Source organism: Dyadobacter sp. UC 10, from assembly GCF_008369915.1.
Lineage (GTDB): Bacteria > Bacteroidota > Bacteroidia > Cytophagales > Spirosomataceae > Dyadobacter.
The window spans coordinates 3,118,841-3,145,510 of sequence record NZ_VSRN01000001.1 but is presented as its reverse complement, the minus strand read 5'-3'; the positions used below and the strand labels follow the sequence as shown (position 1 = coordinate 3,145,510).

17 protein-coding genes are annotated in these 26,670 nt (G+C 47.2%); 13 read left to right on the top strand and 4 right to left on the bottom strand.

Annotation, left to right across the window (positions count from 1 at the left end; genetic code table 11):
- Positions 1-72: 72 nt before the first annotated feature.
- A complete protein-coding gene (locus tag FXO21_RS12950) occupies positions 73-645 on the bottom strand; it encodes a GNAT family N-acetyltransferase (protein WP_192579213.1) in 573 nt (190 codons plus the stop codon).
- Between the two features lie 114 nt (positions 646-759).
- Here FXO21_RS12950 and FXO21_RS12945 point away from each other — a divergent pair, with 114 nt between their 5' ends.
- The 4 genes from FXO21_RS12945 to FXO21_RS12930 all read left to right on the top strand — a co-directional run bounded on the left by FXO21_RS12945 (position 760) and on the right by FXO21_RS12930 (position 8,127).
- Positions 760-1,980: a PA2928 family protein gene (locus FXO21_RS12945; RefSeq protein ID WP_149640466.1), complete on the top strand. Its 1,221-nt coding sequence runs from the start codon at positions 760-762 to the stop codon at positions 1,978-1,980.
- A 249-nt stretch (positions 1,981-2,229) separates the two neighbouring features.
- On the top strand, positions 2,230-3,357 hold the full coding sequence (locus FXO21_RS12940; RefSeq protein WP_149640465.1) for a Gfo/Idh/MocA family protein: 1,128 nt from the start codon (positions 2,230-2,232) through the stop codon (positions 3,355-3,357).
- Between the two features lie 35 nt (positions 3,358-3,392).
- Complete coding sequence (locus tag FXO21_RS12935) at positions 3,393-7,151, top strand: PVC-type heme-binding CxxCH protein (protein WP_149640464.1); 3,759 nt, start codon at positions 3,393-3,395, stop codon at positions 7,149-7,151.
- Positions 7,152-7,248: 97 nt separating this feature from the next.
- Positions 7,249-8,127 (top strand): AraC family transcriptional regulator, encoded by an 879-nt coding sequence (locus FXO21_RS12930; protein WP_149640463.1) that lies wholly within the window; start codon positions 7,249-7,251, stop codon positions 8,125-8,127.
- Between the two features lie 4 nt (positions 8,128-8,131).
- Here FXO21_RS12930 and FXO21_RS29210 read toward each other — a convergent pair whose 3' ends face one another.
- Positions 8,132-8,434: a type II toxin-antitoxin system RelE/ParE family toxin gene (locus FXO21_RS29210; RefSeq protein WP_149640462.1), complete on the bottom strand. Its 303-nt coding sequence runs from the start codon at positions 8,432-8,434 to the stop codon at positions 8,132-8,134.
- Complete coding sequence (locus FXO21_RS12920) at positions 8,416-8,649, bottom strand: hypothetical protein (protein ID WP_149640461.1); 234 nt, start codon at positions 8,647-8,649, stop codon at positions 8,416-8,418. Before FXO21_RS12920 ends, FXO21_RS29210 begins: the two co-directional genes overlap by 19 nt.
- A 174-nt stretch (positions 8,650-8,823) precedes the next feature.
- Between FXO21_RS12920 and FXO21_RS12915 the strand changes: the two genes are divergently transcribed.
- The 9 genes from FXO21_RS12915 to FXO21_RS12880 all read left to right on the top strand — a co-directional run bounded on the left by FXO21_RS12915 (position 8,824) and on the right by FXO21_RS12880 (position 25,014).
- Positions 8,824-12,564 carry a hydantoinase B/oxoprolinase family protein gene (locus tag FXO21_RS12915; protein ID WP_225865673.1) on the top strand — a complete coding sequence of 1,247 codons (3,741 nt, stop codon included), beginning with the start codon at positions 8,824-8,826 and terminating at the stop codon, positions 12,562-12,564.
- Between the two features lie 49 nt (positions 12,565-12,613).
- Positions 12,614-13,768 (top strand): NRAMP family divalent metal transporter, encoded by a 1,155-nt coding sequence (locus tag FXO21_RS12910; RefSeq protein ID WP_149640459.1) that lies wholly within the window; start codon positions 12,614-12,616, stop codon positions 13,766-13,768.
- 1 nt (position 13,769) lies between these two features.
- The gene (locus tag FXO21_RS12905; RefSeq protein ID WP_149640458.1) at positions 13,770-15,347 is read left to right on the top strand and encodes a glycoside hydrolase; all 1,578 of its coding nucleotides are present in this window, start codon (positions 13,770-13,772) and stop codon (positions 15,345-15,347) included.
- Between the two features lie 137 nt (positions 15,348-15,484).
- Positions 15,485-15,925 carry a DUF6934 family protein gene (locus FXO21_RS12900; RefSeq protein ID WP_149640457.1) on the top strand — a complete coding sequence of 147 codons (441 nt, stop codon included), beginning with the start codon at positions 15,485-15,487 and terminating at the stop codon, positions 15,923-15,925.
- A gap of 11 nt (positions 15,926-15,936) precedes the next feature.
- Positions 15,937-16,089 carry a hypothetical protein gene (locus FXO21_RS28755; RefSeq protein ID WP_192579212.1) on the top strand — a complete coding sequence of 51 codons (153 nt, stop codon included), beginning with the start codon at positions 15,937-15,939 and terminating at the stop codon, positions 16,087-16,089.
- A 421-nt stretch (positions 16,090-16,510) separates the two neighbouring features.
- Positions 16,511-18,811 (top strand): S9 family peptidase, encoded by a 2,301-nt coding sequence (locus tag FXO21_RS12895; RefSeq protein WP_149640456.1) that lies wholly within the window; start codon positions 16,511-16,513, stop codon positions 18,809-18,811.
- A gap of 76 nt (positions 18,812-18,887) precedes the next feature.
- Positions 18,888-21,881 (top strand): SusC/RagA family TonB-linked outer membrane protein, encoded by a 2,994-nt coding sequence (locus FXO21_RS12890; RefSeq protein WP_149640455.1) that lies wholly within the window; start codon positions 18,888-18,890, stop codon positions 21,879-21,881.
- A 22-nt stretch (positions 21,882-21,903) separates the two neighbouring features.
- A complete protein-coding gene (locus FXO21_RS12885; RefSeq protein WP_149640454.1) occupies positions 21,904-23,487 on the top strand; it encodes a RagB/SusD family nutrient uptake outer membrane protein in 1,584 nt (527 codons plus the stop codon).
- Between the two features lie 144 nt (positions 23,488-23,631).
- Entirely contained in the window at positions 23,632-25,014 is a 1,383-nt protein-coding gene (locus FXO21_RS12880; RefSeq protein ID WP_149640453.1) for an aminopeptidase P family protein, read from the top strand.
- 171 nt (positions 25,015-25,185) lie between these two features.
- On the opposite strand, the gene FXO21_RS12875 is transcribed toward FXO21_RS12880, so the two are convergent.
- Complete coding sequence (locus FXO21_RS12875) at positions 25,186-26,634, bottom strand: APC family permease (RefSeq protein WP_225865672.1); 1,449 nt, start codon at positions 26,632-26,634, stop codon at positions 25,186-25,188.
- Positions 26,635-26,670 lie beyond the last annotated feature (36 nt).

Here is a 26,670-nt window from a genome sequence, read left to right as displayed (position 1 = left end):
TTAAAATATTTTAAAGAAGCAATTTAGGTAAAAAACCTTGACTTAGGCGCTCGTCAAAGTGGTCAGCGTTGGTCATTTATTGTCACTCATTGTTAGGGTTTCGAAAACCATGTGATGGTATTGGTGCCCCATGAAATCTCTTTCACCCACAATTTTAAAACCTAGTTTTTCATACAACCGTTTGGCTTCCGGGTTCACCTGATCAACGATAAGTCCAACGCGAGCGTAACCTGAGGAAGCTGCTTTTTCACAAAAAGCCTGGATCAGTTTTTTCCCAATTCCTCTACCCTGATGATCAGGACGCACATTGACGCAATCGATATAATACTCACCAGCCTCAGTCTCGTCGGAAGGATTGAAATCGGGCTGCGTTTCCCTGATCAGATCAAGAACGGGCTTCCTAAGCTGGTGTAGCAGCGCTCCGTCATATCCTGTTACGGAGCCAACAATGCCTGTTTCATCTTCAAAAACCAATGTATTATCGTAACCATACTGGTTATTTCCTGTTTCAAAAAAGTGATGAAAGAAGGGAATTGCATCTGCATGGTTGTTTGATCTTGCAAAAATCCCGGCAATATGCCCCATGGCCAAAATTAGTAAAGGGGCCACCGCGCCGGCGTCTTCTGGTGTAGCTGGTCGTATCATCCGACTAAGATATTCTGCCTCATTTACATTTAATAAACCCATTGAGCGAGCGGGAACCGAATCTCAGTTAATCTGATACTTTTACTTTCTCAAAACGTTCCCCTTCAATGCATTATGAAAAAAAGATCTTTCAAATTTCCCGTAATTATTGTGTTCTTGCTCATCGCAGCAGTGATTGGCTTTTTCACGGTCGTAAAAAATCACGAATGGCAGGAATACCCTCCTATCATCACAGGGCCGCTCGTTCGCGGCGATACGGCCGGAAAGAGCCTGATCTACTACATCACCGAAGAAAACCGGGCGAGGAGTATCTCCCGTGGAAAAAGATATTCCTCCTTTACGGAGTACTTTTCTGTTTACCAGCTCGCGGCCAGAGATGCAGCAAGCGGTAAGCTCTTCAAGTCGGTTAAAATCATATCTCCCGGGAAGAAAACAGAAATCAAAGGAATAAAGATACTCGGCCCGGTGGAAAATGGTCTGTGGCTCTGGAATCAAGGGCCGGAACTGTATCATCCGGAAACACTGGAGCCCATTTTATCTCTGGAAAAAATCAAAATAGCTAATCCAGAATATGTAGCTGTCCTGCCAACTGAGTCAGATTTTTTCAAAGTCTCAGGACTTCACAAGTCATTGATTTTCAAAAGTCTGGACGCCCGTTTTCTTCGCATTGATTCATTCACTGGCAAAATCAACGCGGCGGACGAGGCCCTGCTGGAACAAGTAATGTGGCGCAAGAATGCGGATGATGGCTTCCGTTACCTTCCCGTCACCGGCATTTACCTTTACTATAATCATATGGAAGGTAACCTGATCAACTCTTTCCTGACCAAGAATGGCATATGGCATAGCCTGCTTTCCAGGAAGGAAAAAAGCGCGCTATCGAAATGGTCGGTCCGGCCCGGCAGACCTGACACCGACGGGCAGAACTACTATTTCCAAGCGCCTTTCAAAATGGACGATCGCAATCAGCCGGAACTGAACCCATCCCGACTCAAACAAATGAACGATACCGGTTTCCTGCAAGGCGGCTTTATCAAAAGGGGTGTTCAGTCCGTCTGGGATGTGCCTGCGCCTAGTTCATCTCTGGTGATGAGTAAGAATATTTTGGGGCAAAATGGACAATGGATGCTGCATAGACTGGGGCGTGACGGAAATATCATTTGGTCGACCGCCACTGGATTAATCGAAATGGGCCAGCTGGCCGACGGCGGCGGGCATGTGATCCTGACCGGATTCCTGACTAACCAGGAGCCAACACGGACCCGGCCACAAGTAATTGTATGGATAGATGAAAAATCAGGTATGAGAAGTGAGTTCAGCGTATCTGAGCAATAGGCCGCTACTTTGTATCCATTTTTTGCTTAAATATTAATTTTTAACCAAATGATAGTCAAAATACAGTCAGTACTAATCAAAAGACGTAAAGTTTTTAGCATTATTTTGCTTTAAAATTGTATTGTCAATCACCTCCCTTTCATTATTTAAAATCACACACTTATCTGCCTCATTTCCAGATAAGTTTGCTATCATCGACTATTTTAAGTATTGATAAAAACTGAACAATTAACCAATTTTTGAACCAGTATGTCTCAGAAAATTAATGTTGCAATCGTCGGACTAGGTTTTGGAGCCGAGTTTATCCCCATTTATCAAAAACACCCCAATGCTAATATGTACGCGATCTGCCAGCGTACCGAATCTAAATTAAATGAAATCGGCGACCAGTACGGAATCGATGTTCGGTACACAAGCTACGACGAACTGCTGGCCGACCCGAACGTCGACGCAGTGCACATTAATTCCCCGATACCCAACCACGCAGAGCAGACTTTGAAAGCACTACGTGCCGGAAAACACGTAGCCTGCACGGTTCCGATGGCAACGAGCGTGGAAGATTGCATCGAGATCGTGAAAGCGACCAAAGAATCTGGCAAGAAATACATGATGATGGAAACGGTGGTTTACGCACGTGAATTTCTGTTTGTTAAAGAACTGTATGAAAAAGGCGAGCTCGGTAAAGTTCAATTTTTGAAAGCGAGCCACCAGCAGGATATGGAAGGCTGGCCTGACTACTGGCCGGGGCTGCCGCCGATGCATTATGCGACGCACTGCGTGGGTCCGGTGGCAGGTTTATTGAAACTGGAAGCAGAATATGTTTCGTGCTTCGGATCAGGAACGATCAGCGAAGATCTGGCCAAAATCCACAACTCCCCTTTTGCAGTGGAATCGGCGCACATTAAATTCAAAGACAGCGATTTATCGGCTTATGTATATCGTTCGTTGTTTGACGTGGCGCGCCAGTACCGCGAGAGTTTTGAGGTTTACGGTAGCAAAAAATCATTCGAATGGCCGCTGATCGAAGGCGAAGATCCGGTGATCCACACTGCGAAAAAGCCGGAGCACGAGATTGCTGAGAAAGTGAAAACGCCCGATTACGCGCATTACCTGCCGGAAGAAATCCAGCATTTCACAGGCAAAGGAGTCTATAATCTGGATGAAAACGCGCATTTGTCGTTTGTACAAGGCGGCGGCCACGGAGGCTCGCATCCACATTTGGCGCACGAGTTTATCAGTGCATTGATCGAAGACCGTGAACCTTTCCCGAATGCATGGCAGTCGGCGAACTGGACGAGCGTAGGGATCCTGGCGCATGAATCCGCATTACAAGGCGGCGCATTGATCCAGCTGCCTGATTTTAAAGAATTATCATAACAAACGAAAAGGTGCAGCGCACCGCAATATCGGTAATGAAAACCAAAGCCTTATCCTTTATCCTTGGTATCGTCCTGCTGGGCTGTGCCTCTCAGCCATCCTCACAGAACGCGTCGGTTAAATCCACGTCCTCGAAAGGCGAAGCTTCTTCCAAGGCGCGACGGCTGGAAATCCTGTTTCTGGGCGACAACGGGCACCACAAGCCCGCTGAGCGCGTACCGCAGATCATGGCGGCATTGGGACCGAAAGGTTTCAATTTTACCTATACCGACGATCTCAACGACCTGAATCCCGAGACGCTTAACAAGTATGACGCGCTCATGCTGTACGCAAACCACGATTCGATCGCGCCGCAGCAGGCGAAAGCTTTGCTGGATTATGTGGCGAGCGGTAAGGGTTTTATCCCTATTCACTGCGCGTCCTATTGTTTCCGCAACAACCCGGAAGTGGTGAAACTGATCGGCGGGCAGTTCTGGCGTCACACTTTTGACACCATTCAGCCTGTTTGGGCGCAGCCTGAGCATCCTGCGATTGCTGGCGTGAAGCCTTTTAAAACCATCGATGAAACTTACCTGCATAACCAATTGCAGCCTGATAATATCGTTCTGACGGAACGTACCATTCAAAAGGATCAGGAAAAAGACAAGCCGGGTGTTCAGAAAGAACCTTATACCTGGGTGAGAACGCACGGAAAAGGCCGCATTTTTTACACTGCTTACGGTCACGACGAGCGTACCTGGGCAGTTCAGGGTTTTCAGGATCTGATCGAAAAAGGTATCCTGTGGGCGGTGAATGACGATGCGAGAAAAGCACTGGCCGCATTGGCACCCAAACCATTTGAATACCGCGAAGCCAAATTGCCTAACTACGAGCAGCGTCCTGGTCCGCAAATGCAGCAATTGCCGCTTTCGCCGGAGGAATCTGTGAAACATATCCAAATCCCGGTTGATTTTACGCTCGATGTTTTCGCACACGAACCCGATGTCATGCACCCGATCGCGATGACGTGGGACGAGCGCGGCAGATTGTTTGTTTTAATTACAAAAGACTATCCGAACGAAAGAAAAGATACAGGCGGAAGCGACTATATCCTGATTTGCGAAGACACCAACAAAGATGGTAAAGCCGACAAATTCACGAAGTTTTCCGATGATTTGAGTATTCCAACAGGGTTAACTTTCGCAAATGGTGGCCTGGTCGTTTCGCAGGCACCTCACATGCTGTTTTTACAAGATACTGATGGGGACGACAAAGCGGATGTGAAGAAGATACTTTTCTCCGGTTTTGGAACAGGAGATACCCACGCGGGACCATCTAACCTGCATTACGGTTTTGATAACTGGGTTTACGGTTCGGTAGGCTATTCCGGATTTAAAGGGAAAGTTGGACAAAGTGATTCGTTGAATTTCGGACAGGCGCTTTTCCGCTTCAAACCCGATGGTTCTGATATGGAAATCGTGACCAAAACCTCTAATAATACCTGGGGATTGGGTTTCAATGAAAGTGGCGACCTCTTTGGCTCCACTGCCAACAATTCCCACGGCTGGTACTCGGCAATTCCAAACCGGTATTTTGGCAAAAGCAAAGTAGATAATGGCGGCCGGAGTACGGATACGCACAAGGATATGCAGCCAATTACCCCAAAAGTGCGCCAGGTTGACGTGTTTGGCGGATTTACAGCGGCGGCAGGACATAACTTTTACACCGCCCGCGCCTATCCCAAGAAGTATTGGAACAAAGTAGCCTTCGTTTCCGAACCTACCGGGCACATTTTGCACCAAAATTTCATGGTCCAAAAAGGTACCGATTTCGAGGATCAGCTTGGTTTTAATTTACTGGCAGGCGCAGATGAATGGGTATCTCCGGTTTTTGCAGAAGTGGGACCCGACGGAGCTGTCTGGGTAGCCGACTGGTACAGCTATATTATCCAGCACAATCCTACTCCGAAAGGTTCTGAAAACGGCGCTGGAAATGCTTACGAGACTGATTTACGTGATTTCACCCACGGTCGTTTATATAGAATTGCCTGGAAAAACGCACCAAAATATACGCCGATCACATTAAGCAAAGACCGTCCCGACGAGCTGGTGGCTACTCTGAAAAACACCAATATGCTATGGCGCCGTCACGCGCAGCGGCTTTTGGTTGAGCGTGGTAACAAGGATGTTGTTTCGAAACTGGTTGCGTTGGTTAAAGACAAATCGGTAGATGAAATCGGCCTGAATGTGGCTGCTATTCACGCGCTGTGGACTTTACATGGTTTAAATGCGATTGAAGATCCTCAGGTTCTGGCGGCTGTGAATGAAGCATTGAAGCACCCGGCTGCGGATGTGCGTAAAACGGCTGTTCAGGTTTTGCCTTCGACGCCTGCTACTGCCCAAACCCTGCTAGCGGTCGACGCTTTGCATGATAAAGACGCATTGGTCTCGATGAATTCGCTGCTGCGGTTTGCCGATATTCCTTTAACACCTGAAGTAGAAACTGCGGTTTTGACTCTGCTCGATACTTACGCACAAGCCGACGATCGCTGGATGCCCGATGCATTTGCAGCAGTACTAAACTCGCACGACGGCGCTTTACGCAAAAAATACCTCGCACAACGCGCTGGAAAGGCCGGTTCCGCTACTGCAACTGCTCAAAAAGCAGAAGCGGAAAAGCCGATAGACCATTCAACCATGAACCACGATAACCACGGTGCGAGCAAAGTGACGACACAGGGATCAGCTGAACTGGCGATTACCAATATTACCATTGAGCCCGCTAAGCCGTATGTTCGTGAATATGCCAAAGTAGTAATCGAAATTACAAATCAGGGAAGCGTAGCCGTGCCGAAAGAGCTGGTACCAGTTGTGAATGTCGGTGTAAGAAGCCGCTCGCTAAACAGTAACTACGTTAGCCGCCAGCTGACAAATGGTATCGCTCCGGGAGAAACCGTGAAACTGACCGAAGGAAATAATGGTCCGTGGCGCTCGGGTTTCGGCTTTACTTCTGATGAAGCAGGTAAGGTTACAGTCACAGCCACTGTGGACGTGGACAATGTGGTTCCTGAAAAAGACGAGAACAAGAACAACACCATGAGCAAATCGTTCGAGGTACGCAGGCTGGATCGGTTGTCGGACTTTGCTTTGGAACGCGCTACCCGCGGTTATACTTCTTATGCGAGCGGAAATGAAGTTTTGGATTTGTTAAAAACAGCCCAAACTCTTGATCCGCAGGGTCGCAATGCAGTTTTCAAAGGAGTACTGGGCTCCTGGAACCCAAAACGGAAGGAGACAGCAAATGACGAAGGCAAGAAATTGCTGGCTTCTCTTAAATCTGAGGTTACCGACGATCTGAGCAGCAAACTGACTCCGTTCCTGGAATCTTATGGAATTAAGGAAGAGACAACTAACGATCCGAATGTGCAGATCGTACAGATCAAAGCGATCCGCGAGGAGATGAAGTTTACATTGACCGAGTTCAAAGCAGTTGCCGGTAAAACGGTCGAGCTGGTATTCGAAAACCCGGATGCGATGCAGCATAATGTGGTGATCGGAAAACCAAAGTCCTTGGAAATCATAGGTACTGCGGCTGACAAAATGATCACGGCAAAGGATGGTGCAGAGAAAAACTATGTACCCAATATCCCGCAGGTCCTTGCAGCAACTCCGTTGGTTAACCCGGGCCAGACTTACCGTTTGAAATTCCAGGTGCCAAATGAAGTAGGTGATTATCCATTTGTTTGCACATTCCCTGGCCACTGGCGCTTAATGAAGGGAGTTATGAAAGTTGTTAAAGACGAAAAAAGTCTTTGATAACTGATTATTATAAGTCAAGAAATCCGTCATGCAAAGATCAAGCTGACGGATTTTTTGATTAAAAACACACAAAGAAGCGCATTCCCAAGCACCTATGAAGGTCGTTCAGTTCACCATACCGGTTTCAAAAGAAAGTACCATTGTGGTGCAGGAGAACATTTTGCCACATTACTATAACCACCTTCACCGGCATCGCGAGGTGCAGATCGAGTGGGTGGTGGAAGGATCGGGAATCCTGATTGCGGGCAATTATATGCAGCGTTTCGAGTCGGGTGAAGTGTATATTATCGGTGCCAATCAATCCCACATTTTCAAGAGCGACGAATCGTATTTTAATACAACCGAGCCGAAACAGGTACATTCCGTTTCGATCTTTTTTGACCCGATCCACCTTTCGCAAAACATATTAAGTCTGCCCGAAATGACGGGAATCCGCAAGTTTGTGAGCGGCTTGCACAATGGATTTCAACTCCCGGAAGGTGACAACGAAATGATCAAAAGCACGATCAGAGAGGTAATGCGACACAAAGAAAGTCAGCGCGTGGCGGCATTCATCTCCCTTTTGCATCACTTCTCGACAACAAAAGAATTAAAACCGCTCGCCACCAGCAACAGCGAACACCGGATTTCGGAAGTAGAAGGAATCAGAATGGACAGGATCTTTCAGTATCTGGTCGGCCACTACAAAAGCCACATTTCCCTGGCCGAGATTTCAGAAGTAGCTAACCTTACCCCGCAGGCATTCTGCCGGTATTTCAAAAAACACACAGACAAAACTTTCGTCAGCTTCCTCAACGAAGTCCGCATCAATGAAGCCTGCAAAATCATCGTTTCCGGCAAATTCGACGGCTTTTCAGACGTCAGTTACCAGACAGGTTTTGACAACGTAACGAATTTCAACAGGGTTTTCAAGAAGACGATCGGAGTGTCGCCGCGCGAGTATCAGCGGGGGTTTCTGGAGAAGTTGGGTTGAATATTTATCTCTTGTCAATCCGATCGTCAGGATTTCTCCGAAAATCCCATACCGATAAAATATGGATTTTGCTCTCTGAGAATTTGTACAAAATCCCGTAATGTTGAAAAGGAAAAATACGTATATCCTTACGATCTGTAACCCTACCAATTTTAGGAAAATGAGCAATCAAGCTTGCGCGATAATTCATTTCCCTGAGCAGCCACTGGGAGTAAGTAGTGCTCTGGTTTCTTTCTGCATAAAATTCAAGAATGGAACGTAATTCAATCGAGGCATTTCTAGCCCAGGTTATCGTTCTTTCAGCCATTCCTTCATTTCATTCATTAAATGATTGTGTTCAGCAGTTCTGCCCTCACGAAAATCAGCCTCTCCAAGGTCAATGGAAGCTTTCATTTGATCAGTAAGCCGATAAGGTACCTGACTGTCAGATACAAGATTGACAAGGATCAATTCAAGCTCAGAAAGCAAAGCTTCGTCATCAATCTGATTGATTTGGCTGACAATTCGTTCTTTAACTTCCATAGCGGATTTCCTTTATGATGTATTTAAAGATAAAGATTTAGATTCTGAAAGACAAAATATGATTACGATCCGGCCTATAATCATAGCTTATTTTTTTGTCAAAATACTAGCTGAGTCACAGCTTTTCAAACTATTTGCACCTAAATTGTCATTTCTCTAAATCTTTAAATCATTTTGAATAGTTACCCTATTCCCTGGAAAATCTGGATCGATACCGGAGGGACATTTACGGATTGTCTGGCGATTGCGCCGGATGGAAAAAAGAGCCGGATTAAGGTTTTGAGTTCAGGTTGTTTGAGGGGAAGGATCATGGGTAAGGCGGCTCCGTTTACGTATTATTTTGAAGTAAACTGGCATTTCGATACTAACCTCCTCGATGGCTATTCGTTTGAAATAGCTGGTATAACCAGTCAGTTAAAAGCTGTCAACTATGGCGACAATACCCTCACACTTGCCGATGACCTCCCTCTCGATAACCCTGCCGATTTCGAAATTACTACCGGAGAAGAAGCGCCGATCCTGGCTGCCAGACTTCTGACGCAAACTCCGATCCATAATGCATTGCCTCCTATTGAAATGCGGCTGGGTACTACGAAAGGAACCAACGCGCTGCTGGAAAGAAAGGGTGCAAAAACGTTGCTGCTAGTCACAAAAGGCTTTAAAGATCTGCTGTATATTGGAAATCAGCAGCGTCCGTCACTATTTCAACTGAATATCCCGGAGCCTAAATTGCTATATGCAGCAGTGCTGGAGATAACCGAAAGAATGGATGCTGACGGGAATATTTTACTTCAACCAAGTTTAGAAGACGACGAATTAGCGACTGATTACGAGTCAGTCGCTGTTTCTCTGTTGCATTCTTACAAAAACAATGCACATGAAATTGAAATTATCAACTCACTGAAAAAGTCGGGAGCAAAGTACATTTCAGCTTCTTCAAGCCTCTTTCCATTCTCACATTACCTCAGACGCACGCAAACTGCCGTCGTCAATGCGTACCTCGATCCGGTTCTCGACCGGTATTTGACCAGTATCAAAGCTTCGCTGCATAGCGGCAGTTTGAAAGTGATGACCAGCACAGGTAGCCTGGCAGAGGCGAACGGATTTCGTGCCAAAGACAGTTTACTGAGCGGCCCGGCGGGCGGAATGATCGCGGCGGCAAATCTGGCTAAGCGACTTGGTTTTCCCAAGGCAATTACCTTCGATATGGGCGGGACAAGTACGGACACTGCGCTCATCGACGGAGAGCCAGAGCTAAAATACGTGACAGAAATTGACGGGATCGAATTTCATAACCCGACGCTCGCCATTGAAACCGTAGCAGCAGGAGGCGGTTCAGTTTGCTGGTTTGACGGATTTTCTCTGCAAGTAGGGCCTGAAAGTGCGGGCGCTGCACCGGGACCAGCTTGTTACGGAGCGGGCGGGCCGCTTACGATTACAGATGTGAACCTGCTGCTAGGCAAGCTGGATATTTCCAAATTCGGCATTCCGATCAATCCGGACGCTGCAATTTTTGGATTGAAAAAATTGCAGGATTCCATTCAGGAAAAAACGGGCAACCGGCTTTCTTCACTCGAAATACTGACCGGACTGGAAAGCATCGCCAACGAAAAAATGGCCGACGCGATTCGCAAGATCTCGGTGGAAAAAGGGATTAATCCGGCAGATTTTGCTCTGATCACTTTCGGCGGCGCCGGTGGCTTGCACAGCTGTCAGCTAGCCGAGCTGCTGGGCATTTCGAGGGTTATTATCCCCTACGACGCAGGACTTTTCAGCGCAGTAGGAATGGGCGAGGCGCTGTTGAGTACTATTGAGGCGAAACAGATATTGCTACCCTGGCAAGAAGCCAAATCGCATATTGTCGCTATGCAACGAGAGTTGATCGCGGCGGGCGAAGATAAGTTGAGCATGCAGGGCGTGTATGCGACGGAAATAGCCTTTTTCAATTGCTACCTCCGGTTTTCAGGTCAGGAGAATGTGATTGAAATACCGTACCAGGGAGATGGAACCCTTCTTGCCTTTGAAGCGGCGTATCGTGCCCAGTTTGGTTACTATCCCGAAAATATGATCGTGGAACTGGAAAGTGTCAAGCTCAAAATCCAGGAAGCCGCGCAGCATTTTGACCCAACCAATATTAGAAAAGAAGGCGAAAGAGCGGCTGCCAGCAAAGAGTTGATACCCTATTTTGACCAAAAGAAAACCATTGAGATTTTTGAATGGGACTTACTCCATGTCGGCGACGCAATTGAAGGTCCTGCAATTTTGCTGAACAACACTTCTACCTCCTACATTCCGGCTGGCTGGCAGCTTGTGATACAGGAAAATAAGGAAGCAATTATTTTCAAAATAGAGGCAAAAACCATTGATAAAGAACAACATAGCGAAGAGGTAGCGCTGCAACTTTTCACAAATCGTTTCAAAGCAATTGCAGAGGAAATGGGTGTTCAGCTGCAACGGACTGCATTTTCGGTGAATGTCAGAGAGCGGCTCGATTTTTCCTGCGCGCTACTCGATGCAGAAGGCGAATTGCTGGTGAACGCCCAGCATATTCCCGTGCATTTGGGTAGTATGGGCATTTGCGGAAGGTTAGTGCTTGAAGCTATTTCAATTCATCCGGGCGACGTAGTAATTACCAATCACCCGCGTTACGGCGGCTCGCATTTACCCGATATCACATTGATTTCCGGTGTTTTTACAAATGAAAATGAATGCATCGGCTACGTAATCAACCGCGCGCACCACGCAGAAGTGGGCGGAAAAACGCCGGGTTCGATGCCGCCCGATGCGACTTGTCTGGCCGAAGAAGGCGTTGTGATTTTACCCCAATATCTGGTCAAGTCAGGTGAATATCAGTGGAATAGTATCCGAAAGTTATTTTGTGAAAATCCCTACCCTACCCGTTCGTTTCTGTCAAATGAAGCCGATATGATCGCCGCACTTTCGGCACTTCGAAAAGGTAGCGAGCAGTTTTTGAAATTGGTGGCTACGCACGGACTGACAGAAGTGAAAAAGTATATGCAAATGCTCAAAGAAACTGCGGCGCTGCAACTGCAAAGCGCCATGGAGCCGCTGCTTGAGCAGGAATTTGAAGCCATAGAATACCTCGACGACGGACATCAGATTCAGGTTCACATTTCCATTAAGCCCGGCAAGCAGCTTTTTGATTTTGCAGGCACTTCCAATGTCCATCCTAATAACCTGAATGCAAATATTTCTATTCTGTACAGCGCGATTCTGTACGTTTTGAGATTGCTGGTAGGAAAAGAAATTCCGTTAAATGATGGTTTAATGAGGGAAGTGGAGATCAAGCTGCCTGACAACAGCTTTTTGCATCCGCATTTTTCGGACGATCCATTTGAATGTCCGGCTGTGGTGGGTGGTAATACCGAGATAAGTCAGCGGCTAGTCGATACACTTTTGAAAGCTTTCAGACTCGCCGCGTGCAGTCAGGGGACGATGAATAATTTTCTTTTTGGGGATGAAAAGTTTGGCTATTATGAGACGATCGGCGGTGGTACCGGCGCTGGAAATGGTTTTCACGGTCGGTCGGCGGTGCACCAGCACATGACTAATACGCGCATTACCGATCCTGAGCAACTGGAACGAAAGTATCCTGTGCGTTTGCTTGAATTCGGCATTCGTCAAAATTCAGGCGGGAAAGGGCAATTCAATGGCGGCGACGGTATTGTTCGTAACATACAGTTTCTTGAACCTTTGCGGGTTACATTGCTCGGTCAACATAGAAAGCAGGCACCCTACGGACTTCATGGCGGTGCGGCCGGATTGTGCGGGAAGGATACGTTGGTTTCTGAGGGTGAAATTTCGGAACTGCAGGGTATATGCAGTCTGGAAGTTCAAAAAGGTGATATTCTGATCATTGAAACGCCTGGTGGTGGGGGTTGGGGTAATTCTTAGTGCCACGAATTCACGAATGTTGCACGAATGCATTCGTGGCAATCAAAAAATGAAAAACAGAAACAAACTTCTCGGCGCTGCATTTTTAATGGCCACCTCTGCCGTCGGGCCGGGCTTTCTGACGCAGACAACTGTTTTCACCCAGCAGCTCACAAGCAGTTTCGGCTTCGTAATCCTGATCTCGGTGATTATAGATCTTTGTGTTCAATACAACATCTGGCAAATCATCACCGTATCCGGGAAACGTGCACAAGATCTTGCCAATGAGCTTTTTCCCGGATTAGGCTATCTGCTTGCGCTGCTGATCGTAGTAGGCGGACTGGCATTCAATATTGGCAATGTCGCAGGGGCAGGTCTTGGGATTGAAGCGATGACGGGTATTCCAGTCGAAACGGGAACCACAGCCAGCGCCGCTATTGCAATCGGGATTTTTCTTTTCAAAGAAGCCGGGAAAGCAATGGATACTTTTGCCAAAATCCTGGGCTTTGTAATGATTATGCTCATCCTTTACGTAGCTTTTACATCTCACCCGCCGCTCGGAGATGCAGTAACCCATACTTTCATTCCAACCCAATTTGACTCAATCTCTACATTAACCCTCGTTGGCGGGACGGTAGGCGGCTACATTTCATTTGCCGGCGCGCACCGCCTGCTCGATGCCGGTTTGCGTGGTGAAAAGGATCTTCCGCTTGTCAATCGCAGTGCCTCGACGGGCATTCTGGTCACTGCCGTAATCCGGTATCTGCTGTTTTTGGCAACACTGGGTATTGTGATGGCGGGAGCGAATATTAATCCCGAAAACCCCACCGCCTCTGTCTTTGAAACCGCAGCTGGCAGCTTCGGGAGACAATTGTTCGGATTAATGATCTGGTGCGCGGCGATCACATCGGTAGTCGGCGCGGCTTACACATCGGTTTCCTTCGTGCGCTCATTTCACCCGGCATTTGAAAAACACCACACCTGGCTCACGATCATCTTTATTTTCATTTCGACGGTAATATTTCTTCTGGTAGGCAGGCCGGTGAAAGTGCTCATTTTCGTGGGTACGTTAAATGGGTTTGTTCTGCCGGTTGCACTGTCGATACTACTCGTTGCCAGTCGCAAAGCACGGTTGGTGGGTACTTATAAGCATTCTACTTTTCTTCAAATTGCCGGCTGGCTCGCTGTGATCGTGCTGCTGGCAATGGGTTTTAAACTTTTCTGATATGTTCCGCAGTTTCAGTTTTTTAGTTTTTATTCTCCTTTTCGCGACTTCTGTTTTTTCTCAAGATCCAAAATCGCTCGTTATCAAAATTGACGCACAAAAAACTGCCCAGCGCATTGATAATTTCGGAGCAGCCGGCGCCTGGTTTTCGGAAGGTATTGGTAAAAACTGGCCGGCAGAAAACCGGGAGCAAATGGCGGAATGGCTGTTTAGCAAGGAAATGGACAAAAACGGAAATCCCAAAGGGATAGGGTTATCAGCCTGGCGCTTCAATATCGGCGGTGGTACAGCCGAGCAAGGTGACAGCAGCGGGATCAGTGACTTCCGTAAACGAGTCGAAAGCTTCCTGAATCCCGACGGAACTTACGATTGGAGCAAACAATCAGGTTATTTATGGTTTACAAAAAAAGCAAAGGACTATGGTGTAGAAAACCTGATTGCCTTTTCGAATACCCCGCCGGTTCAGTTCACCAAAAATGGCCTCGGTTACAAAACTGAAAAGGATTATGTGACGAATCTGAAAGATGATAAATACGAAGCTTACGCTACATTTCTGGCGACGGTTTTGAAGCATTTTGATGAGGAAGGTTTGCATTTCGACTACATCAGTCCGGTTAATGAGCCGCAATGGGACTGGTCGCACCCCGTGGGCTCGCCCGCGAAACAGGAAGGAACTCCGTGGAAAAATGAGGATATCGGCAGGATCACAAGAGAGCTCAACAATGCATTGATTAAAAACAAACTGGACTCTAAAATTCTGATCACGGAAGCAGCTCAGCTCGATTATTTATATGGTAAAAACGGGCACGCGTCCCGGCAGATCCAGGCATTCTTTAATCCTTCAAACGCCACACAGCTGACGAATTTGAAGCATCTACCCAAACTCATCGGCGGCCATAGCTACTTCACCGACAAAGGCGACAGCGCCCGCATCGCGATCCGGCAACACGTAGCGGACACTGCCCGAAAGTACGATGTAACCTTCTGGCAAACCGAATATTCCATGCTCGCCGACGGGTACAACGAAGGCAAAAAAGGCAGAATCCCGGCAATCGACTGCGCATTGTTCCTCTCCAAAGTCATCCACGACGACCTGGTTTACGGCAACGCCGCCGCCTGGCAACTCTGGAACAGCTGGGAACCCGGCAGCGCAGATTTTGACACCAGATATTACGTCATCGCATTGAAACCCGCCAATAAAGAATACACCGACGGCGAGGTAACCAGCACCAAAAACCTCTGGGCACTGGGCCACTACAGCCGCTTCATCCGCCCCGGCATGCAGCGCATGGAAATTGGCAGAAACGACAATTTAACCCCAGTACAAATTGCGCAGGATGTAATGGTAACGGCATACAGTAATGAAAAGCAGGTTGTTTTAGTGGCGATCAATTACACCGGGAACCCACGCGATTTGAAGCTGGATTTGACCGGATTCAAGTTGAAAAAAGAGTTTGAAAGTTATACGACTACTGCGGAGAAGGGTGTGGATATGAGGTTTGGGAAGAGCAAGGATTGGAGTAAGGGTATAGCAGTGCCGGCGCGCGGGCTGGTGACGGTTGTTTTGGAGAAGAGGTAGCGAATTTACCGGCAAGTTTTTCATCACTACCGTTAGAGAATTTTGCAGGGAAAATAGCGTGAAGATGCTATGTCATCTTATAGCTTTGGCGAGAAGCGGGATGGACCCAATTCGTAATACTACTCCTGCCAACATAAATGCTCGAAAATCGTTACGAAGTAAAGGCATCTGCAAACTTTCAGAATTTTGAATTTGTAAGTGTTGGCTCAAAAGGACTTGTACCTAAGGCAGTTAACTATTCTCATCTAGAGAAAAATTTATTCAATCTTGGTTTTGGAGATTATAACGTTAAAACCGGGCAGTTGGATGATCTGGCTGTTTCAGATAACGGAGATATGGAAAAGGTGCTGGCGACGGTTGCTGGGACATTGTATATTTTTACTGATCACCACCCTAACACCTTTGTCACCATCGCTGGAAGCACTCGATCACGTACAAGGCTTTATCGAATAGGTATTAGTAATAACCTGACAATGATTCGCCGTGATTTCCTAATCTGGGGATACGCCGACAACACATGGAATTCCTTTGAAAAAGGGGTTGAGTATGAAGGCTTTTTAGTCAAAAGAAAATCGTAAATTTGATTACTATGAAAACAAAAGAGCTAAATACCGGCATAAAGCTTCCAAAAGGCTTTAAGATTTCGCCCGAACTGGATGGTAAGTATGATGGTCAGCCACTTTTCAAGGAAAAAGCTGCAAAGGCGAAAGAGATGATCAGAATAGCTGGGTTACCTGATTAAGCAAATACAAGTAACTTTCATTGACCATGTATAGGCAACAGAAGGATGCCGGTACGCCTTTTTGTGTTCATCAGCTTTACGAACTCCCAAAGTTTCCTCAACTGCTTATAAGAGTTCCCTTAATGTTATATTACAACTTGCCCTTTTCATTTTACTTCCCGTAAATTCTCCATTCCCCCAAATCCGCCAAATAAAATCCTTCAAATTGCTCCGATTGCCAAAGCTCAGCCTGATTTAAGTTAATATCGGTAAAAAAGCCGCTAATTTCTACCAAGTTTATCTTCGGGGTTAGGTCTAATTTTACATATAGACAATAGGAGCATATTCTTGTTTTAAAGTTTTAACAGTCCGTATTCTGCCCGAAAAGGCAGACAGGCCTACTATTGTCCTCATCATCCAAAAACCCTGTAAAATCTTGTAAATGAGCTTCTTTAACTTTCATAAAGGAAAGATCGGAACCTTGGTTGTGCTGTGTTTGCTAACGCAGGTCGGCCAGGCGCAATTGCCGGCTTACCAGCCAACCAAAGAGGAAATTTCGAATGCTTACAAGCATATGGAATTGATGGATTCTCTCACCAAAGGTTCTGTCCTGAAGGCAAGTATTCAACCTGGCTGGCAGGCAGATGGAAAGTCATTTTGGTACAAAAATATCCTTAAAGACAGCCTGACAGAGTACATATACGTTGATGCGGTAAAAGGGAAAAAGTCAAAGGCATTTGAAAATGAAAAAGTAGCAAAAGCATTGTCGCAGGCGGCGGATACTACATTTTCTGCGACGAAGCTAATGTTGCAGCAGCTGCGGTTCGATCGTGCGAAAAACGCCATTTACATTCAGGCAAAAAGCAAATGGTTCGCCTATGATACCAATTTGCATACTGCCAAAAAAGTAGAAATACCCGCTGTTGATGAGCCAAAAGAAATCGGCTGGACGAGACCATCGAGCCGGTGGCGGCCTTTTCGAGCGGACAGTATTTCGTTCGATAAAAAGCAAAAAGCGTTTGTCAGAAACGGCAACATTTACCTGAGTGAACCGAATGGAAAAAGCATCCGGCAGCTTACTTATGAAGGCAATCCGCTTCGACCGTTTGGTGAACTGAGCTGGTCACCTGACGGACAGTATATTGTTTGCTATCGCATTGATAAACAAGAAGAAAGGAAGGTAAGCTACATTCTTTCTTCTCTCCCGAATACGACAAGAGGCGAGGTAAAAACGCGGGGTTATGCACAGCCGGGCGATGAATTTACGAGCTATGAAATGTTTGTAATTAATGCTAAGACACGGGATCTCGTTAAGGTTAAGGCTGAGAAAATCGACTTTTTCAATGCGCCGGTGATCCGTTGGCGCGAAGGTGATCCGCAACATTTTACCTACGAAAAAGTTGACCGCGGCCACCAGCGTTTCAGGGTGATCGAAGTGAATGCTGCGAATGGTGATACCAAAAATATCATCGACGAACAGACTAAGACTTTCATTTATCAAAACCTGATTTACACGCATTACCTGCCCAAGCAGCATGAAATCATATGGTCTTCGGAGAAAGACGGCTGGCGGCATCTGTACCTGGTCGATGAAAAATCGGGCAAGATCAAAAACCAGATTACCAAAGGCGACTGGGTGGTTCGGGACATTGACAGCATTGATACCCAAAAGCGCGAAGTATGGTTCAGGGCTAATGGAATGAATGTGGAGGAAGACCCGTATCACATTCATTATTATCGCATTAAGTTCGACGGGACAGGCTTGGTGAAACTTACCAACCATGTAAAAGCAACGCATTCACTGGCATTTTCACCGGATCGCAGCTACTATATCGACACCTACTCCACCATGACCAGCCCGCCAATAATGGAACTGCGCAAAACCTCGAACGCGTCGCTGGTGATGAAGCTGGAAGAGTCGGACATTTCGCAATATCTCTCGTTTGGTTTTAAGCTGCCGGAGATTTTTACTGCAAAAGGTCGCGATGGAAAAACGGATATCTGGGGCATTGTATACCGCCCAAGCCAATTCGATCCGAACAAAAAATACCCGATCATCGAGAACATTTATGCCGGTCCGCAGGATTCATTTGTACCAAAAGCATTCAGGCATTACGGCGAGATGCAGAGTATGGCCGAGCTGGGATTTATCGTCGTTCAAATGGACGGAATGGGCACTGCTAATCGCTCAAAGGCATTTCACGATGTATGCTGGAAGAACCTCGCCGACGCCGGTTTCCCAGATCGCATTGCCTGGATGAAGTCTCTGGCAGCCAAATACCCCTACATTGATTCGACAAAAGTGGGTGTTTACGGCACCTCAGCGGGTGGACAGAATTCACTCGGCGCGCTGCTTTTCCACCCCGGATTTTACGACGCGGCAGTTTCGGCTTGCGGCTGTCACGATAACCGCGTGGACAAGCAGTGGTGGAATGAGCAATGGATGGGCTACCCCGTCGGTAAGCACTACGACGAACAATCCAATGTGACCAATGCAGCCAAATTACAGGGAGATCTGCTGCTGATCGTAGGCGAGGCCGACACCAATGTACCGCCGGAATCGACCTACCGCGTCGCCGACGCATTGATCAAGGCGAATAAAGATTTTGAATTACTGACAATTCCGGGAATGGGGCACAGCGACGGCGGCACTTACGGAAAACGCAAAAAACGCGACTTTTTTGTCAGCAAATTATTGGGCGTAAATCCGCCAGGCCGGAATAAGGTGACGGTAACGCAGTAAGAGCTTTCGATTACGCATAAACGTATATACCTGATAGTTATACCAGAAAATTCTTTCACCATCTAACACAAAAAACATGAATAGACTATTATCCAACCTGATCCAGGAAATACCGCGCCGGCTGCTTTGCAGTCTCGCACTGGTATGCCTATTATCTGGCCAGCTGCTGGCTGCCGAGCGCGAGATTTCGGGCAAGATCGTATCCGCCGAGGATAAAAACCCGCTGCCGGGTGTGACTATTATTGTGAAAGGAAATAATACCATTGGAACAGCCACTGACACCGAAGGAAAATTTAAACTGACCATTCCTGATCAGGCAACTTTGATTTTGAGCTACATTGGTTACGCAAGTCAGGAAGTGGTGGTAGGCAGCCAAAGCGAGCTGACCATTGAAATGGCGCCCGATCAGAAGCAGCTTTCGGAAGTGGTGGTAATCGGTTATGGAACGCAAAAAAAAGGCGATGTGACCAGCTCGGTTGCAAGTATTAAGAGAGAAGATTTTATTAAAGGGACAGTGCGCGACGCGGCGCAGCTCGTACAGGGAAAAGTGGCGGGATTCCGTATTACCACGCCCAGCGGCTCTCCTACTTCGAACACCCAGATCAATTTGAGAGGTATCAACTCGATCAACGGAAACTCCGACCCGCTCGTTCTGATCGATGGTATTCCCGGCGGGCTGAATACGGTTGCTCCTGAGGATATTGAGTCTGTTGACGTTTTGAAAGACGGATCGGCGGCGGCTATTTACGGAACGCGCGCTACCGGCGGGGTTATTTTGATCACTACCAGAAAGAACCGGAGTAACTCCCGTGCGACTGTTGAATATTCCAATTATGTAAATATCCAGACAATCGCGCGCAGACCGGAACTGCTGACTGGCGATGATTACCGGCGGAAAATCAGTGAAGGAATCGACTATACGGATTACGGCGGCAACACCGACTGGCTCGACGAGATCATGCAAAAGCCAGTAAGCCATAACCACAACCTGACTTTCCTCGGCGGAAACAGTACCACCAATTTTACAGGATCTGTGAACTATCGCAACTGGGAAGGTATCTTTTTGAGATCAGGACAAAACAGGTTCACCGGCCGTGCAGATCTGAACCACGCCATGTTCGACAATAAATTGAAAACCAATTTCCAGATCATTAACCGCATTACCCGCACCAATGGCGCGGTGACCCCGGCTAACGAAGATGCGGCTTACGGCTACATTTACCGCCAGGCGATTATCCGTAACCCGACTGATCGCGTCAAGACCGAAACGGGCGCGTGGCAGGAAAGAGACGGATATTTCTACGAAAACCCGGTTTCAAGGATCTACGAATCCAATTATGATGCTTCTTTCAAAGAAATGAGAATGAGCGGAAGCGTAGACTATGCACCTATTTCTGACCTGAATTTCAAGCTGTTAGTCTCAAATGTGCAGAACAGTAATCTCGAAGGCGGCTCGACAACATTCAACCACACCAATACGCGGATTAGCAACCAGAATGCGACTGCTTTCCGCAACACGTATGCGAACAATGAGAACCTCCTGGAATTTACAGGTAACTACGCCAAGTCGTTCGGAAAACACCGTTTTACATTGCTGGGCGGTTATAGCTGGCAGGATGCAACCTATGAAGCATTCGACGCGAGCAACTGGGATTTCCCGACTGATGCCTACGACTGGAACAACCTTGGCGCCGGCGGCGCATTGCAAAAAGGCCAGGCTGCAATGGGAAGTACCAAGAACAAATGGCAGCTGGCTGGTTTCTTTGGCCGGTTAACTTATAGTCTGGACGAAAAATACCTGTTTATGGCGAGTGTGCGCCGCGAGGGTTCTTCCCGGTTTGGGATCAACAATCAATGGGGTACATTCCCTGCTGCTTCTGTGGGCTGGCGGATCAGCAAAGAGCGGTTTATGGCCGGACTGACGGGCGTTTCCGAGATCAAGCTGCGTGCCGGTGTGGGTGTGACGGGCACGATCGCCAACTCGCCTTATCTGTCTCAGATCAGCTACAATTTCAGCCGCGACCAGGGTGCATTTATTGGTGGAAAATGGGTACCAGGCTTCGTGCCTGCGCGAAACTTCAATCCGAACCTGCGGTGGGAGAAAAAAGAAGAGGTGAATGCGGGGGTTGATTTTGGTTTTGCGAAGAACCGAATCAGCGGCTCAATTGATCTGTATAGCAGAAAAGTGAAAGACCTGCTTTACGATTTCCCCGTACCCGTACCGCCTTACCTCACCGGCTCGATGTTTATCAATGCAGGTACCATGAAGAATGAAGGTCTTGAAATCCTGCTGAACCTGGTTCCGATACAGAAAGCTGACTTGCAGTGGAATTCAGGATTTACATATTCTACCAACCGCAACAAGCTGGTAAGTCTTTCAAACGACCAGTTTCAGGCTTCCAATGACTTTTTTGATGCAGGGTACACCGGCGAGCCGATCCAGATCAGCACACACCGCGTAAAAGTCGGCGAGCCGATCGGACGGTTTTTTGTATGGAAAAGTGTGGGGGTAGATGAAAAAGGCGGCTGGCTAGTTGAGAACAAAGACGGCGAAGTAATCCCGGTTGCCGAAGCGAAGCCTGAAGACCGTCAATACTACGGAAATGGTATTCCAAAACACAATGTAGGCTGGAACAACTCGGTGCGATTCAAGAGCTTCGACCTGGCAGTAAACATGCGCGGAGCGTTCGGATATGATGTTCTGAATTTCCAGAGTATGTTTTACAACAACCCGAAAAACAAGGCATACAATATGCTGAATACCGCCTACGATCTGATTGACGGGAAGGTTTTGAACAATGATCTAGTATACGTTTCGCATTACATTGAAAACGGGAACTACTGGAAAATCGACAATGTGACATTGGGTTATACCCTGCCTCAGAACCTGATAAAAGGTATGAAAAATGCGCGCGTATTTGTTTCGGGACTCAATCTGGCCACGATTACAGGTTACACCGGCATAGATCCCGAAGGTATGACGATGACCGGCTTTTTTCCAGGAAGCGATCAGCGCGATAAATATCCCACAACCCGCACATTCACTGCCGGACTTAGCGTAACATTCTGATCCACAACAAACTTTCAAAAAAATGAAAAACCGAAACGCCAAATATATATTGCTCACGTCGGTACTGAGTGCTGCCTCCCTGTACTCCTGCACGGACCTGAAAGAACAGGTTTATTCCGAGGTACTCGCCAGCAGCTACCAACCGACCGAGAAGGATTTGCCTGCGATCGTAGCCCCCGTTTACTCTTCATTGAGAAGCCTTATGGCAGGCTGGCAAGGCTATTTCGACTTGCAGGAAGAAGCCGCCGACGCCATCATTACGCCCTCCCGCCCAAATGGCTGGGATGATGCTGGTACCTATAAACGAATGCATTACCACACCTGGACGTCGTTGCAGGATCAGCCGGCAAATACCTGGTTCAGCTCATTCAGCAGCATTACGACTGCCAACCGTGTAATTTCTCAGATTGAAAGCGGGGAGATTCCTATTACGACCGGGAAAGAAAATACGATTGCCGAATTGAAAGCGGTGCGCGCGCTGGCCTATTATCTGCTGCTCGATAATCACGGAAATGTGCCTATCGTTACGGATTTTAAAGATATCAGTCTGCCGAAGCAAAGTACGCGCAAAGAAGTATACGACTTCATTATCAAAGAATTGGGCGATGCAATACCCAATCTGAGCGAGAATGCTGCCACTACTTATGGCCAGCTGAACAGATGGGGAGCAAAAGCCTTGCTCGCGAAAATTTACCTCAATGCGGAAGTTTACACCGGTACACCGCAGTGGGCAAAGGCTATCGAGCAGGCTGATGAAGTGATCAAAAGTGGCAAATATGTGCTGGACGCCAATTATTCCGACATATTCACCTGGACGAATTTCAATTCCAAAGAGATCATTTTTGCTATTCCTTACGACGAAATCTATGGAGTTGGTAACATAATCCACATGAAAACGCTCGACCCACTAAGCCGGACAGTTTACCCGATGAATGCCGGTCCGTGGGGTGGAAACTGCGCCGTTCCGCAATTTATCGAGACCTATGACGCTGACGACAGCCGCCTGGCAGATACCTGGATCATGGGCCCGCAGAAAAACGCGTCTACCGGGGCTGTGGTGATCACGTATGGCAAAGCAGTGCCGACAATGGAGAAAACGGCTTCCTCGGACGGGTATCGTATCGGCAAATACAAGATCAAGCCGAATGTGACCAACAGCATGGACAACGACTTTCCTTTTCTACGCTATGCGGATGTGCTGATGATCAAAGCGGAGGCACTTTTACGGACTGGAAAAGCAGAAGAAGCTGCTGCGATCGTGACAGAAGTACGCAAACGCGCATTTAAAAACAACCCGGCGAAGGCGACCGTTACCGGCGCAGATCTGGCGAAGGGCAGCAAATACAATTATGGTTACCAGGCGGTCGATGGGACGATTACCGAGCGCCAGGGTGGCGACGATGTGAAGTTTGGCCGCTTTTTCGACGAGCTTGGGTGGGAGTTTGCTGCGGAGGCACACCGTCGCCAGGATATGATCCGGTTTGGAGTTTTTGGTACGAAAAAATGGTTCAACCACCGTCCACAGGCTGCGCAACGTGCATTGTTTCCGATACCGCAAAGCGAGCTGGACAAAAATACCAACCTGAAACAAAATCCGGGTTACTAATATTTACATTCTGATTAGGTTAGTAGTTTTAATCTTGCTCGAAAACAGTCGATGTTTAAGAGCAAGATTTTTTTCATTTACATAGAAACTTAAATTTGCAAATCGCGCATTACCGGAATGCGACTGCATTAAACACCACAAGCCATGTTCTCCAAAGAAACCTACATTCAAAGACGCACACAACTGAAAACGAAAGTCGGAGGCGGGTTGGTCCTGTTCCTCGGCAATGAAGATTCGGGCATGAACTACCGGGATAATGTATACCCATTTCGGCAGGACAGCTCTTTTCTTTACTATTTCGGCCTGGATATTCCTTCCATTCACGCGGTGATTGACATTGATAATGACCAGGAAATCGTATTCGGCAATGAGCTGACCATCGATGATATTGTGTGGACCGGCCCGAAAGAGCCGCTGGTTGACAAAGCTGCGAAAGTGGGCGTGTCTCAGGTAATGCCGCTCGCTGCTATCGATGGTTTTTTAAAAAATGTTTTGGGCAGAAAACAGCAGGTACATTTCCTGCCTCCCTACCGGGCTGAACATACTTTAAAATTGCAGGAATGGTTGCAGGTATCGCCAGCTGAGGCTTCGCAAAAAGCTTCTGTGACGCTGATTAAAGCGATTGTTTCCATGCGCAATTATAAAACTGCGGAGGAAATCGCTGAAATGGAAAAAGCGGTGAATACCTCGGTGGATATGCACCTCGATTTTATGCGCAATACGCGTCCTGGTATGACGGAAAAAGAAGTGGCCGGAAAACTGCAAAGTATTGCGATAGGTGCCGGTGGCGACATTTCTTATCCAATTATCCTGACGGTAAATGGAGAAATCCTGCACACCCACACCCGCGACCTGGTGATGCGCGAAGGACAGATGGGCTTATGCGACGCGGGTGCCGAAACTGCCATGCGCTACTGCGGAGATCTGACACGGACTATCCCGATGGGAAAACAGTTTTCGCCGCTGCAAAAGGATATGTACCAGATCGTGCTGAATGCACAAAATGCGGCTATCGAAGCTTGCAAGCCTGGCATTTTGTTTAAAGATGTGCACAAACTCGCCGCGACTAAATTGCTGGAAGGGCTCAAATCATTGGGCGTTGTCAAGGGCGATCCCGAAGAAGCGGTTGCAAATGATGTGCACACCCTATTCTTCCAATGTGGCCTCGGCCACATGATCGGGCTGGACGTACACGATATGGAAAATCTTGGCGAGCAATATGTCGGTTATACCGAAGACCTGGTGAAAGGAACCACATTCGGCTGGAAATCCCTCCGCCTCGGCCGCGCGCTGGAACCTGGATTTGTAGTAACCGTTGAACCCGGCCTGTACCTGATCCCTACACTGATAGACCGCTGGAAAGCAGAGAATAAACTGGCTGATTTTGTAGACTACAGTAAGCTGGAAATGCTGCGCGATTTTACAGGAATTCGTATTGAGGATAATGTTTTGATAACAGAACGGGGTAATAGGATTTTAGGGAAGCATTTGCCGAAGGAAGTGACGGAAGTGGAGGCGCTGCGGTGATTTGGCGTAATGCAAACAATGCCGGGTTTGTGTATCTTTTTCAGGTTTGAGTACGACAGATCTAACATTCACCACTTCAATTCGGTGTCCTCGCATTCAGTATCATCAGTTTGAAAAACGTAAAAGGCGTCGGAGTCATTTTCTGTGAATAGCTCCGACGCAATCGCTTGTTTAGACGTTATCCGTAGTAATATCTTTCTTCCCGATAAAGTAATAAACCGGAATGCCGAGCAGTACAATGATTAATCCAGGCCAGGTATATTCAGGTTTATAGATGATCAGTAACACGCAGAATGCAACACCCATAATGATGTAAATAATAGGCAGAAAGGGATAACCGAATGCTTTATACGGACGAGGCACATCAGGCATTTTCTTTCTTAATATAAAAATCCCGATGATGGTCAGCATATAAAATACCACGACCACAAAAGAAATCATATCCAGGAGGTTGCCGTATTTTCCACTCAGACTCCACAAACAGGCGATCACACATTGGATCCACAGCCCAAATTCAGGTACGGAGTTCTTATTCAGCGTTCCTACTTTCTTGAAAAACATACCGTCTTTGGCCATCGAATAATACACCCGCGCACCGGACATGATTAGCCCGTTGTTACAACCAAAGGTCGAAATCATGATCATCACCGCGATAATGATCGTTCCGGCATTTCCGAAAATCACATTGGAAGCCGTAACAGCTACGCGGTCTTTATCCGAAGAAGCAATTTCCTGCAGGGACAAAACACCCGTATACATCACATTGGTGAGCACATAAATGACCGTGACGATGATAGTACCTAATGCCAGACTGAGCCCGATATTTCGCTGCGGATTCTTTATCTCCCCCGCTATAAAAGTTACATTATTCCACGAATCACTGCTGAAAATAGAACCTACCATTGAGGCGGCAATTGCGCCGAAAGCGGCTATGGTGGTATAAGATTCGATACTTCCGTCGATATTCAGTTTGTGCAGGTCCCACATCGTCGCTGAATCCCAGTTTGCTGCCCAAATCTCCGGTTTCATAAAAAGCAAGCCGAAAACGATCAGGCCTAGCAGGCTTAATAATTTCGTCAATGTAAATGTAGTCTGGATGATTTTACCGCCATTTACACCACGTGTATTAATAAACGTCAGTAAAACAATGAGCACCAGGGACAGTAACTGCGCCGGTGAAATCTTGATAAAACCCAGATCTATCGCCACCAGATCTTCGCTGAACATCGGCAGCAGGTAAGCCGTGAATTTGGCAAACGCCACTGCAACTGCTGCAATCGTGGCAGTTTGGATGACCGTAAAAAAGCTCCATCCGTACAGAAAGCCGATTAATGAATTATATGCTTCTTTTAAATAAACATATTGCCCACCCGCCTTGGGAAACATGGCGCTCAGCTCGCCGTAGCTTAATGCGGCAGTCAATGTCATGAAGCCCGTAATCAGCCACACAAACATCAGCCATCCCACACTGCCGGTATTCCTGGTAATATCTGCACTCACAATAAAAATACCCGACCCGATCATGCTCCCTGCGACCAGCATTGTCGCGTCCATGAGTCCTAGTGAAGGTTTGAATGATTTTTTTTCCTCAGCAGATTCGACAGTGCTTTTCAAAGACATAAGGTTTAGGTTTTGCGGGCTTTTTTGAAGAATGTA

Excerpts from the sequence above, each read along its gene's own strand:
- FXO21_RS12950 (WP_192579213.1), bottom strand. The coding sequence starts at position 645 with ATGATACGACCAGCTACACCAGAAGACGCCGGCGCGGTGGCCCCTTTA.
- FXO21_RS12945 (WP_149640466.1), top strand. The coding sequence starts at position 760 with ATGAAAAAAAGATCTTTCAAATTTCCCGTAATTATTGTGTTCTTGCTC.
- FXO21_RS12940 (WP_149640465.1), top strand. The coding sequence starts at position 2,230 with ATGTCTCAGAAAATTAATGTTGCAATCGTCGGACTAGGTTTTGGAGCC.
- FXO21_RS12935 (WP_149640464.1), top strand. The coding sequence starts at position 3,393 with ATGAAAACCAAAGCCTTATCCTTTATCCTTGGTATCGTCCTGCTGGGC.
- FXO21_RS12930 (WP_149640463.1), top strand. The coding sequence starts at position 7,249 with ATGAAGGTCGTTCAGTTCACCATACCGGTTTCAAAAGAAAGTACCATT.
- FXO21_RS29210 (WP_149640462.1), bottom strand. The coding sequence starts at position 8,434 with ATGGCTGAAAGAACGATAACCTGGGCTAGAAATGCCTCGATTGAATTA.
- FXO21_RS12920 (WP_149640461.1), bottom strand. The coding sequence starts at position 8,649 with ATGGAAGTTAAAGAACGAATTGTCAGCCAAATCAATCAGATTGATGAC.
- FXO21_RS12910 (WP_149640459.1), top strand. The coding sequence starts at position 12,614 with ATGAAAAACAGAAACAAACTTCTCGGCGCTGCATTTTTAATGGCCACC.
- FXO21_RS12905 (WP_149640458.1), top strand. The coding sequence starts at position 13,770 with ATGTTCCGCAGTTTCAGTTTTTTAGTTTTTATTCTCCTTTTCGCGACT.
- FXO21_RS12900 (WP_149640457.1), top strand. The coding sequence starts at position 15,485 with ATGCTCGAAAATCGTTACGAAGTAAAGGCATCTGCAAACTTTCAGAAT.
- FXO21_RS28755 (WP_192579212.1), top strand. The coding sequence starts at position 15,937 with ATGAAAACAAAAGAGCTAAATACCGGCATAAAGCTTCCAAAAGGCTTT.
- FXO21_RS12895 (WP_149640456.1), top strand. The coding sequence starts at position 16,511 with ATGAGCTTCTTTAACTTTCATAAAGGAAAGATCGGAACCTTGGTTGTG.
- FXO21_RS12890 (WP_149640455.1), top strand. The coding sequence starts at position 18,888 with ATGAATAGACTATTATCCAACCTGATCCAGGAAATACCGCGCCGGCTG.
- FXO21_RS12885 (WP_149640454.1), top strand. The coding sequence starts at position 21,904 with ATGAAAAACCGAAACGCCAAATATATATTGCTCACGTCGGTACTGAGT.
- FXO21_RS12880 (WP_149640453.1), top strand. The coding sequence starts at position 23,632 with ATGTTCTCCAAAGAAACCTACATTCAAAGACGCACACAACTGAAAACG.
- FXO21_RS12875 (WP_225865672.1), bottom strand. The coding sequence starts at position 26,634 with ATGTCTTTGAAAAGCACTGTCGAATCTGCTGAGGAAAAAAAATCATTC.